Raw genomic sequence first — 11,103 nt, 5'->3', positions numbered from 1 at the left:
GCCCGCGCCGATGGGCCCGCCGCCCATGCCAGGCGCCCCGGCGCCCATGGGAGCGCCGCAGGCGCCGCCGGCGCAGAGCCCGTCGTGGCAGGGGGCGCCGCAGTACGGTGCGCCGCCCGCTCCGCCCGCCGCGTCCAATCCGCCTCCGCTCCCGGCCGGATCTCCCGCGCCGCCGTCGCGCGGGGAGAGCAAGCCCGAGCCGTCCATCGACAGCGGCCCGGACGACGACGGGCCCGGCGAGTGGACGCGGGTGTACGGCGGCAAGGAGTAGCCCTCAGACGGCCGCGAGGACGCCGGGGACGTCGTTGACCACCATCGCGTCGAACCCGGCGGCCGCGTAGGCCGGCGCCGCCTGCGCCGACGGGCACCAGGCGACCGTCTCCAGGCCCGCCTTGTGCGCCACGTCCACGCAGCGCTCCAGCGGACGCAGCCGCGTGTCGGGGTGGTCGATGCCGCACGACCCGGTGTGGACGGCGACGACGTCCAGGCCGAGGCCGGCGGCGGCCGGGACGGCGTGCCACAGCGGGAACCGCAGCCACGTCAGCAGCCCCAGCGGGACGCCCGGCAGCTCCTCGCGCAGGAACGTCAGCAGCGACGGGTCGAACGAGGTGACGAGCAGCGGACGCCGCCTCGCCTCCCGTTTCAGCACCGGGACGAGCAGCGCGCCGGTGCGGCGGGACGGCTCGTCCAGCGCGTCCTCCAGGACGGTCTTGACGTCCACGTCCACCGCCACGTCGGCCGGCAGCGCGTCGAAGATCTCGGTGAGCAGGGGCAGGCCGCTCGCCGTGGCGGGCAGGTCGACCAGGTGGTCGCCGGTCGCGGTCGTCGGGTCGTGCCGCAGGACGAGGTGGTCGTCGGCGGTGCGCGTCACGTCGATCTCGACCCACGACAGGCCCGCCTCGACGGCGGCCAGCATGGACGGCAGCGTGTTCTCGGCGACCGGGGCCGCGGCGCCGGGCGGCGTGAGATCGCCCGACCCGTAGCCGCGATGGCCGATGACCGTGGGGGTGTTCGCGAAGATCAAGGGTTCACCTCGGTGGCGAGATGTTCGGCGATGACGGCGTCGAGGGGCTGGGTGACCTTGAGGTTGCGCTCGCTGCCCTCGACGACCCGGATGGGGACGCCCGGCAGGTAGCGGTGCACGATCCCGCAGTCGTCGGTGGCCCGCAGATCCGGGTCGGCGAGCGCCAGCTCGTACGCCTTGCGGATCGTGCCGAGCCGGAAGCCCTGCGGGGTCTGGAAGCGGCTCAGTGCCGCCCGCGGCGGCATCGAGACGACCAGGCCGTCCTCCACCACGACGATCGTGTCGGACGACGGGATGCCCACCGCGACGGCCTCGTGCGCGTCCAGCGCGTCCAGCACGCGGTCGATGGTCGGGCGGTCGACGAACGGGCGGGCCGCGTCGTGGAACAGGACGCGGACGTCGTCCGGACGTCCGTCCAGCACGCGCAGCGCCGCGACCGTGGAGGCGGTGCGGGTGTCGCCGCCTTCGATCACGGCGGCCGTCTTGCGGAACGGCGCGGCGATCGCGGCGGCGTCCCGCAGATGCCCGGCCGCCATCACGACGATGATCTCGTCGATGCCGGGATGCGCGTCGAACGCGCCGATCGCGTGCGCCAGGATGGGCCGCCCGCCGACCTCCACGAGCTGCTTGGGGCGTCCGGCGCCCATGCGTTCGCCGACCCCGCCGGCGAGGACCACCGCCACCGTCCGCGTCGCCATGTCTCTTCGGTCTCCCCGACAATCCGTTCCGGGCACCCGGCCACGCTCAACGTACCGGACGGTTCCCGGGGCGGGCCGCGGGAGCGGCTCGATCCCGCCCCCAGCGCGCGGGATCGAGTATGGTTACCTCGCCGTGCGGGTTCGCACAGGCGGTATCGGCGCCGCTCGGCCACGTGCCGGTCACGGTCCTCGCGCTCCGCCACGACGATGTCGTGCACCGTGCCCGCGAGGGGCTCGGCCCGCTCCCGTTCGCGTACGCCGCGCCGGCCGCCTACGGTGGCGTCCTGCCCGGCGGCGGGAGCGTCGTCGCGCGGGCACGGATCGGTCGCGGTGGCGGCGGCGTGGTAGTCGACCTTGGAGAAAGAGGAAGCATGATCGGCATGGTGCTGGCGGCGGGTGCGGGCCGGAGGCTGCGGCCCTACACCGACACCCTCCCCAAGGCCCTGGTTCCGGTGGACGGCGAGACCACCATCCTGGACATCGCCCTCCGCAACCTCGCCGAGGTCGGGCTGACCGACGTCGTCATCGTCGTCGGCTACTGCGCGGGCGCCGTCGAGGACCGCAAGGCCGCCCTTGAGGAACGGTACGGCGTGAGCATCACGCTGGTTCACAACGACAAGGCCGAGGAGTGGAACAACGCCTACTCCATGTGGCTGGCCCGGGAGCACTTCTCCAAGGGCGTCCTCATGGTCAACGGCGACACGGTCCATCCGGTGAGCGTCGAGAAGACGCTGCTGGCGAACCGCGGACCGGACATCCTCCTTGCCGTGGACGATGTGAAGACCCTTGCCGACGAGGAGATGAAGGTCATCCTCGACGGGGAGGGCCACCTGAAGACCATTACCAAGCTGATGGACCCGTCCACCGCGAACGGCGAGTACATCGGCGCCACCCTGATCGAACCCGCCGTCGCCGGGCCGCTGGCGGACGCCCTCAAGGCCACCTGGGAGCGCGACCCCGACCTGTACTACGAGGACGGCTACCAGGAGCACGTGAACCGCGGCGGACGCATCGGCGTCGCGCCGATCGGCGAGGTCGAGTGGGTCGAGGTCGACAACCACGACGACCTGGAGAAGGCCCGCCGGATCGCCAAGGGCTACTGACGCCGTCCGGGCCGGCAAACGCGGGACGACCCGAGCGAGGAGGCACATGCCCCTGCTGACGCGGATGCTCAACGCGCCGCTCTCCATCGATGTGCGGCGCGGTGCCGTCGCGGCCCTCGGCGAGCTGCTCGCCGACCGGCGCATCGTCACCGAGGGGAGGGTGGCGATCGCGGTCGGTCCCGGCCAGGGCGACCAGATCGCCGAGCATGTCAGGCCGTCGCTGTCGGCCTGCGAGGTGTACCAGGTCGAGGGCGGCACCGTGGACGCGGCCGTCGCGCTGGCGGCCAAGCTGCGCGCCGGGTCGTACGAGGCCGTCGTCGGGATCGGCGGCGGCCGGACGATCGACGCGACCAAGTACGCGGCGACGCTGTCGGGCATCCCGATGGTGTCGGTCGCGACGAACCTGTCCCACGACGGGATCTGCTCGCCGGTCGCCTCGCTCGTCCACGACGGCGGCAAGGGCTCGTTCGGCGTGGTGATGCCGCTCGCGATGATCGTCGACCTCGACTACGTGCGCGCCGCGCCCGAACGGCTCGTCCGCGCCGGGATCGGGGACGTGCTGAGCAACTTCTCCGCCGTGGACGACTGGCTGCTCGCGGCGCAGGAGTGCGGCGAGCGGGTCGACCGGATGGCGCTCACCGTGGCGCGCACCGCCGCCGAGGCGCTGCTGCACCAGCCGGAGTCGATCGAGTCCGACCGGTTCCTGACCGTCCTCGCCGAGAGCCTGGTGCTGTCGGGGATGTCGATGGCGTTCGCGGGCGACTCGCGTCCCGCGAGCGGCGGCGACCACGAGATCCTGCACGCCATCGACCACCTGTACCCGGGCACCGCCAACCACGGCGAGCTGGCCGGGATCGGCACCGCGTTCTGCTACCACCTGCGCGCGACCCGCCTCGGGACGGGTGAGGACCGGCTGCGCGAGGTCCTCACCTGCCTCGGCCGGCACGACCTGCCCCGGCTGCCCGGCGACATCGGGCTGACGGTCGACCAGTTCGCCGAGGCCGTGCTGTACGCGCCGCAGACCCGGCCGGGCCGCTACACGATCTTGGAATATCTCAGCCTCGACAAGGACGAGACCCGCAAGGCGGTGGAAGAGTATGTCCAGGCCCATGGGGGCTGAACTCCCCGGGCAGAGCGACTCCGCGGAACCTCCAGGCGACCACCGTCCGCACCGCAAGGGCGCGAAGGTCGCCGACATCCGCCGGTACGGGCAGCCGCCCGGCCTGAAGGACCGGCGCAACGAGGAGCACTGGGCCGGCCGCCTCTACATGCGGGACCTGTCCCCCTACTTCGCGTGGATCGCGCTGCGGCTCGGCCTCAGCCCGAACCAGCTCACCTACCTGATGATGCTCAGCGGCGTCGTCGCGGGCGTCGTCGTGTCGCTGCCCGTCACCGAGTTGTGGACCGCGATCGGCGGTGCCGTCCTCATCCAGATCTACCTGCTGCTCGACTGCGTGGACGGTGAGGTCGCCCGCTATCTGAGGCAGACGTCGGTGGCGGGGGTGTTCCTCGACCGCATCGGGCACTACCTGTCCGAGGTGTCGCTGCTCGTCGGGCTCGGGTTCATGGCCCAGGGCGGCTGGGAGAACGGCGGCTGGGTGGAGCTCGGTCTCCTCGCCGCGCTCGGTGCCGCGCTGATCAAGGCGGAGACCGACAACGTGGTCGTCGCACGGGCCAAGTCGGGGCTGCCCGCCGACCCGTCCGGCGGCGACCGGGCGCTGCGTCCCCGCTCCACCGGCATCGCGCTCGCCCGGCAGGCCGTGTCCATGCTGCGCTTCCACCGGATCATCGGTGCGGTCGAACTCTCCCTGCTGATCGTCGCGGCGGCCGCGATCGACACCGTGCTCGGCACCGCCACCCCGGCCGCGGTCCGCGTCCTGACGGTCGCGGTGGCCGCCGTCGCGGTGCTGCAGACCCTGCTCCACCTGGTCAGCATCCTGGCCTCCCGGAGGCTGAAGTGAAATCCTTCGTAGACGGGGACGCTGTGGACCCGCGAGAGCAAGATCTTGGGCCCCGCGCAAGCGGGGATGTTCCGCTGTCAGTCGTGGTCTTGACCATGGGCAATCGGCCTGCGGAATTGGCTCGTGCGGTTCGCAGCGTCCTCGACCAGGAACATGTCGACGTCGAGGTCGTGCTCGTCGGTAACGGTGTCGCGGGCGACTGGTCACCAGGGGATGACCCGGTCTTCGAAGACAAGCGCGTGGTACTGATCCGCCTGCCCGCGAACGTCGGCATCCCGGCGGGACGCAACCGGGGTGTGGAGGCGTCCAGCGGCGATGTGATCCTGTTCCTGGACGACGACGGCTGGTACCGCTCCACCCGCCTCGGCGTGCACCTGCGCGACCGGTTCTCCGCCGAACCGGACCTCGGCGTCGTCTCGTTCCGCGTCCGCGACCCCGAGGGCGGGCGCGGTGAACGCCGGCACGTTCCGCGGCTGCGCGCCGGCGACCCGGAACGCTCGTCCGCGGTGACCACGTTCCTGGGGGGCGCCTGCGCGATCCGCCGTACCGCGTTCGATGCCGGCGGCGGCCTCCCGGAGGACTTCTTCTACGCCCACGAGGAGACAGACCTCGCCTGGCAGATCCTCAATGCCGGCTACCGCATCGTCTACGACGCGTCCGCGGTCATGTTCCACCCCGCCGTCCTGCCGACGCGGCACGACATGTTCTACCGCTACAACGCCCGCAACCGCGTCTGGCTGGCCCGCCGCAACCTTCCGTGGCCGCTGGCGCTCACCTACCTCGCCGTGTGGGTCGGCATGACCGTCCTGCGCGAACGCAGGCCGGGCGCCCTCAAGCCGTGGTTCAGGGGCTTCGTGGAGGGCTGGCGCAAACCCGCCGGCCCCCGCCGCCCCATCTCCTACCGCACCGCCTGGCGCATGACCCGCACGGGACGTCCCCCCATCATCTGACCCGCGAAGGGCCCGTGGAGGGAAGGTGTTCTAGGGCCTGACGCCGAGGGAGACGCAGATGAGCCTCGTCAGTTCGGCGGTGATGTCGTCCAGGGGGATGTCCTGGTCGCGGGCGGACCAGTGGTGGACGAGGTTGTTGACCGCGCCGATGATGGCGATCATGGTGAGCCGGTAGTCGCGGTCGATGGCCTCGCCGCGGCCGACGGCCTCGCGGACCATCTCGATCAGGGCGTCCTCCCACCGGGCGCGCCAGCGGAAACGGTGCCGCTCCAGCCCGGCGCTGACGCCGATGACCTCGACGAACGCGATGCGGGCCCAGCGGGGGTCGCTCGCCGTGACGGTGACGAACGCGTGGACGGCGCGTCCGACGCGGGCCCGGAGATCGGCGTCCGCCGCCTCGGCGTAGGCGGCGGCGAGGGCCTGCGCCGCGCGTTCGTTGATGGTGCTGTGCAGGGTGGTGAGGAGTTCCTCGCGTCCGGAGAACTCCTCGTAGAAGTTGCGGGTCGAGACGTTCGCCGTCGCGCACAGCCGCTCGATGGACGTCGCCGCGTAGCCGCGCGTCCCGAACAGTTCGAGCCCGGCGGCCAGCAGCCTTTCCCGCCGCTCGGCCCGGCGTTCCTCCGCCGAGCGGCCGCCGTAACTGCGCTTGGGCGCGGGGTTCCGGCCGCTCATCGGATCTCCGTTCACCCGTGCGTGCGAAAAGGGGCCTCGTCAGCCTAACTCTCGCGGGCGGGCGGCTCTCCCCCTCGTGCGGCGGCTACGCCTTCGGCGGATCAGCCGAGGGTGCAGTTCGGCCGGTGTTCAATCGGCCAGCAGCGTGTCGCGCCACTGCGGGTCGGCGGTGAGGACGGTCAGCCGCTGGGTCGCGCGGGACACCGCCACGTACAGGACGCGCAGCCCGCGCGGTGACTGCGCGGCGACGGTCTCCGGCGCCAGGATCACGGCGGCGTCGAACTCCAGGCCCTTGGCTTCCAGGACGTCCAGTACCTGCACGCGCTCGGGCAGCCCCTCTCCGAGCCGCTCCCGCTCCCGCTCCGTCCACGCCACGGTTCCGCCGGACGCGGCGGTCACGCCGGATTCGTCCGGGGAGAGGGGGACGATCACGCCGATCGTGCCTTCGACCTGGGTGAGGAGCCGTTCGGTCTGCGCGCGGGCGGCGGCGGGGAGGTCGGATTCGGGGACGAGCCGGATGATCGGGTCTATTCCGGAAGTGCGGACGGCGCGGGCGGGGCGGGCGTCGGGCAGGGCGCGGGCGAGCACGCGGGCCGACACCGCGGCGATCTCGGTGGAGTTGCGGTAGTTCGTGGTGAGTTCGTACTCGTGCCGGGTGCGGGGCGCGGGCTTGCGGGTGCGGGTGCGGCGGCGGCCCCGTGCGGGCTTCTCGCCGCCGAGGGCGCTCTCCATGGCCCGCCGGGCGGCGTCGAGGTCCTCCCAGGCGCTCTGGGCCGGGTCCTCCACGATGGTCCAGCTGGCGTGGCGGCCGCGGCGGCCGAGCATCCGCCACTGCATGGGGGAGAGGTCCTGCGCCTCGTCCACCACGATGTGGGCGTATTCGGGACGTTCCTCAACCACCCCGTCGTCCACCCGGCGTGCCCGCTCCAGCCGCTCGATGGAGGTGGTCAGCTCCTGCATCTCCGGCTCCCACGTCTCGTCCACGACCTCCTCGCCGGTGAGGATGTTGACGCCGTCCACGACGAACGGGTCGTCCTCGGACGGGGCCTTGCGGCGGCGGGACGGCCGGGGCGGCGAGCCGAGCAGCGCGTCGAGCTCGTCCAGGAGCGCGACGTCCTGGTAGCTGAGCGGCGCGTCGTCCCCGGCCCAGGACGCGGCGAGCGGCTCGATGTCGGCACGGTCGAGGTCGCGGCCGGCGGCGCGGCGCAGCCGGGACGGGTCGCCGAGCGAGCGCAGCACCTCCAGCGGCCGGCGGATCGGCCACCAGGCGACGAGGAAGTCGGTGAACGAGCGCTGCTCGCGGACCCGGGCGTCGAACTGGGCGCGCTTCGGGTCGCCGTTCTGCCTGCCCTGCCGGGGCTCCTCGTCGAGGGAGGCGAGGCCGTCGGCGGCCAGGATCGCGTTCCACAGGCCCGTCTCGGCGCCCTCCTCGGCCTCGGCCGCCTCCGGTCCGCCGACGTCGTTGAAGCGGGCCCAGAGGGCGTCCAGGAGCATCTCGGCGGCCCGGCCGCGGGCCGCGTTGACGCTGCCGCGGCTGCGCCGGTGGACGTCGTTCCTGATCCGGTCGAGCCGGGTCCGGCCGAGCGTGACGACGACGCCCTTGAACACGACGCGCAGTTCGTCGGGGGCGCCCGGCGCGTGGTCGCCGACGGCGCGCCGCAGGACCGCCGCCATCGCCTCCGCCCCCTTGACGCGGGCCAGCCGGGGCGTGTCGTGGACGGTCGCGGTGCCGCCGTCGACCAGGTCGCCGAGTGAGCGCAGCGTCGCCGAGCCCTCGCCGAGCGACGGCAGCACCCGCTCGATGTAGGCGGTGAAGCGGCGGTTGGGGCCCACCACGAGGACGCCGCGCGACCCGAACCGGCGCCGATGCCGGAACAGCAGGTAGGCGACGCGGTGCAGCGCGACGGCCGTCTTGCCGGTGCCGGGCGCGCCGCGCACCAGGACCGTCCCGTCGGCGGGCGCGCGGATCACCTCGTCCTGCTCCCGCTGGATCGTCGCGACGATGTCGCGCATCGCGCCCTCGCGGGTGCGGGCGAGCGAGGCGAGGAACGCGCCGTCGCCGACGACCGTCATCCCGTCGGCGGCCTCCGGGTCGAGCAGGTCGTCCTCCAGGTCGATCACCGTGTGCCCGCGCGAGTGCAGGACGCGGCGGCGGACGACGCCGCGCGGGTCCTCGGGGGTGGCGCGGTAGAAGTCCTCGGCGGCGGGCGCCCGCCAGTCGATCACGAGGGAGTCGTGCTCGCTGGTCCGCACGCCGATCTTGCCTATGTAGCGGACCTCGCGGGACGCCAGGTCGAGCCGGCCGAACACCAGGCCGTCGTCGGCCACGTCGAGCGCCTGGGCGCGCAGGGCCGCCTGGTGGACCATCGCGTCCCGGTCCACGAGCGAGCCCTTGGTGCCGGCGAGCGACTGCCGGTAGCCCTCGCGGATCATGGCCTGGGCGTCCGCGCGCATCTCCTCCAGGCGCGTGTAGGCCAGGTCGACATAGCGCTGCTCGACGGCGATCTCTTGATCCTTCACCGTGCCGCCGGGGCCGGTCGGCCGCCCGGTGACCTGGGACGACATGCAGGTTGCTCCTCGCACGTGTTCGCGCCGGGGACGTTCCCGGCACCCGAAGGGGCGGAGGAGACAGCTTATGCGCTCCGCCCGGGTTCGGCGCGGAGCGGACATCTGGGCGAAGAGAAGGCGTCCGTGCCGGGCGCCGTCCGCCTCACCGGCGCACCTCCTCGGCGCCTTCGAAGACCATCTCCACGTGCCGGGCCGTGCCGCTGCCCAGCGCCCGCGCCCGATCGAGCCCCAGCCCGCGCAGCTCCTCCGCCACCGGGTGGTCACCCAGGAAGACCTTCGCGCCGCCCGGACGAGCCCGGACGGCGGACGGTGTGAGCGTCCACGGTGTCCGGCGGGTGACACCGTCCATGCACGAGTAGGCCGCGACCTCCGGCGCGGCGGTGACGCCCGGCATCGGCACGCCCGGCCTCACCGCCATCTCGATCGCCGTGCGTCCGCCGAACCGGACCGCGCACCGCTTCACCCGCCCCGCCAGGTTCAGGGGAATGTCGGCGATCTCCTTGGGGAACCCCCAGATCGACCGGCCGGCCTCCAGCGTGAACTCTTGGTCGACCGGCAGCCAGTGGATGAACGCCCCGATGCCGCGCAGCCGCCCGAGCGGCCCGGCGGGCGCCGTACCGGGCGGGCGCACCAGGAACGCGACGGCGAACTCGTGGTACCGGCCGAGGTCCCCGTCGGTGTACCGGACGAACGCCAGCGAGCAGATCGCCCGGCCGGGCAGCGGCTCGGCGACGTCCAGCCCGGAGTAGGCGATGACGGCCTGTGCGGCACGGGCGGGCACGGCGAACATCGCCGACGCCACGGCGGCGTCGCGGATCCGTACCGGCAGCGCGACGCGCCTGCCCTGGATCGCATGCACGGTGCTCGTCACACCACTCAGTAGAACAGGTTCTCGTTTTACTTCCAAGAACCGGTGGTCTCAGCCCTTCTCCACGGCCGTCCGGACGCGGTCGAGCGTGGCGCGCATGCCCGCGCGGTTCACGGCGGCGCGCCCCTGCGCCGGGACGCCGGTGAAGACCTTGCCGAGCAGCGAGACGAACGCGGCGCCGCGGTTGTCGCGGCGCAGGTCCTCCCAGTACTCGGTGAGCCGCGTCCGGGGCGTGGACGGGTCGTCCGAGACGTCCTCCACGCGGTAGCCCCACAGGGCCACCGGCATGCCGAAACTCGACACCCGGAACGCGAACGCCTTGCCCGGCACGGCCGAGGTCACCTGGCATGTGGTGAACCACACACGCCACCCGATCCGGTTGAACCCGATGAACCGCGTCCCCGGCGCGATCGTCCGCCCGCGCACCAGGACGGCGAACACCTCGGGGCTCCACTCGCCCATCCGCCGCAGGTCCGCGACCGCCGCGTAGACCGCCTCGCTTCCGGCGGAGACGGCCACGCTCTCCTCAACGACCCACTCGCGCTCCATGGCCGCATCCTCCCATTCCATGACCGTCCGGTCACAACAGGTGGGCGAAGCGGGTCCGCCAGGAGGCGTACCAGGCGCTGAACCAGGGGTGGGGGTCGGCCAGAGGGATGATGTAGGTCAGGGTCTCGGCGTAGTAGCGGCGCTGGAAGTCCAGGGGCATCCTGTCGAGGGTCTGGACGTTGCTGACGCGGTCGGCGAGTTTCACCAGGATCGCCTCGGGCGGGGCGTCCCCCAGGCGGCGCAGGTAGGCGGCCTTGGCGGCGCGTTTCGCCTGGCGTCCGGCGCCGGGTGCGGGCGGCTTGGTGACCCAGTCGACGAGTTCGGTGACCTTCGGGCCGAACTCGGCCTCCACGTCCGGCAGGGTCGCCGGGGTGTCCTCGACGACGTCGTGCAGGATCGCGGCGGTCAGGACGGCCGGCGCGGTCACCCCGGCCCCGCGGACCAGGACTTCGAGGGCCTCCAGCAGATGTTCCAGGTAGGGGGCGCCCGTGGGACGCTGCTGGTCGCCGTGCCAGCGCCGGGCGGCGGCCACGGCCCTGTCCAGGGCGTCCGCGTCGAGGGGGACGGCGGACGCGGTGATGTCCGCGCGGGCCGTGTCCCAGGTGTGCCAGCGGGTGAAGAGCTCCACGGTTCCTCTCCGTTCTGTCGCGCGGGCGTCCATGCACACGGCATGGTGGGTGTCGTCCAGGTACACGGTATTCAGCGGAGGG

11 protein-coding genes and 1 pseudogene are annotated in these 11,103 nt (G+C 72.9%); 5 read left to right on the top strand and 7 right to left on the bottom strand.

From position 1 onward, the window contains the following. Positions 1-271: pseudogene (locus tag AF1_RS19760) on the top strand (DNA polymerase III subunit gamma/tau); the annotation flags it as partial. A 3-nt stretch (positions 272-274) separates the two neighbouring features. Here AF1_RS19760 and AF1_RS19755 read toward each other — a convergent pair. Both AF1_RS19755 and ispD read right to left on the bottom strand, forming a co-directional pair. After that, entirely contained in the window at positions 275-1,024 is a 750-nt protein-coding gene (locus AF1_RS19755) for a glycerophosphodiester phosphodiesterase (protein WP_067801093.1), read from the bottom strand. Then, positions 1,021-1,722, bottom strand: coding sequence for a 2-C-methyl-D-erythritol 4-phosphate cytidylyltransferase (gene ispD / locus AF1_RS19750; RefSeq protein ID WP_067801090.1), 702 nt, complete (start codon positions 1,720-1,722; stop codon positions 1,021-1,023). Before ispD ends, AF1_RS19755 begins: the two co-directional genes overlap by 4 nt. Before the next feature lie 371 nt (positions 1,723-2,093). Here ispD and AF1_RS19745 point away from each other — a divergent pair, with 371 nt between their 5' ends. The 4 genes from AF1_RS19745 to AF1_RS19730 all read left to right on the top strand — a co-directional run bounded on the left by AF1_RS19745 (position 2,094) and on the right by AF1_RS19730 (position 5,736). Then, the gene (locus tag AF1_RS19745) at positions 2,094-2,825 is read left to right on the top strand and encodes a phosphocholine cytidylyltransferase family protein (protein ID WP_067801141.1); all 732 of its coding nucleotides are present in this window, start codon (positions 2,094-2,096) and stop codon (positions 2,823-2,825) included. 46 nt (positions 2,826-2,871) lie between these two features. Then, the gene (locus tag AF1_RS19740) at positions 2,872-3,945 is read left to right on the top strand and encodes an iron-containing alcohol dehydrogenase family protein (RefSeq protein WP_067801087.1); all 1,074 of its coding nucleotides are present in this window, start codon (positions 2,872-2,874) and stop codon (positions 3,943-3,945) included. Continuing rightward, the gene (locus tag AF1_RS19735; protein ID WP_084263132.1) at positions 3,935-4,786 is read left to right on the top strand and encodes a CDP-alcohol phosphatidyltransferase family protein; all 852 of its coding nucleotides are present in this window, start codon (positions 3,935-3,937) and stop codon (positions 4,784-4,786) included. The genes AF1_RS19740 and AF1_RS19735 overlap by 11 nt, the downstream gene beginning before the upstream one ends. A 95-nt stretch (positions 4,787-4,881) precedes the next feature. Beyond that, positions 4,882-5,736, top strand: a complete 855-nt coding sequence (locus AF1_RS19730) for a glycosyltransferase family 2 protein (protein WP_067801084.1) — start codon at positions 4,882-4,884, stop codon at positions 5,734-5,736. A 30-nt stretch (positions 5,737-5,766) separates the two neighbouring features. Here AF1_RS19730 and AF1_RS19725 read toward each other — a convergent pair whose 3' ends face one another. From AF1_RS19725 to AF1_RS19705, 5 genes are all read right to left on the bottom strand, one after another. Continuing rightward, positions 5,767-6,408, bottom strand: a complete 642-nt coding sequence (locus AF1_RS19725) for a TetR/AcrR family transcriptional regulator (RefSeq protein WP_067801081.1) — start codon at positions 6,406-6,408, stop codon at positions 5,767-5,769. Between the two features lie 129 nt (positions 6,409-6,537). Continuing rightward, on the bottom strand, positions 6,538-8,973 hold the full coding sequence (locus AF1_RS19720) for a HelD family protein (protein WP_067801078.1): 2,436 nt from the start codon (positions 8,971-8,973) through the stop codon (positions 6,538-6,540). Between the two features lie 145 nt (positions 8,974-9,118). After that, entirely contained in the window at positions 9,119-9,847 is a 729-nt protein-coding gene (locus AF1_RS19715; protein ID WP_242608619.1) for an acetoacetate decarboxylase family protein, read from the bottom strand. A gap of 48 nt (positions 9,848-9,895) precedes the next feature. Then, positions 9,896-10,393, bottom strand: coding sequence for an SRPBCC family protein (locus tag AF1_RS19710; RefSeq protein WP_067801076.1), 498 nt, complete (start codon positions 10,391-10,393; stop codon positions 9,896-9,898). Positions 10,394-10,424: 31 nt separating this feature from the next. Beyond that, positions 10,425-11,021 (bottom strand): HD domain-containing protein, encoded by a 597-nt coding sequence (locus AF1_RS19705; protein WP_131732390.1) that lies wholly within the window; start codon positions 11,019-11,021, stop codon positions 10,425-10,427. Between the last annotated feature and the right edge of the window lie 82 nt (positions 11,022-11,103).

The sequence above is a fragment of the Actinomadura formosensis NBRC 14204 genome, from assembly GCF_001552155.1.
GTDB lineage: Bacteria > Actinomycetota > Actinomycetes > Streptosporangiales > Streptosporangiaceae > Spirillospora > Spirillospora formosensis.
Note: the sequence above shows the minus strand (reverse complement) of the source record. Positions and strands in the feature narration are given on the sequence as shown.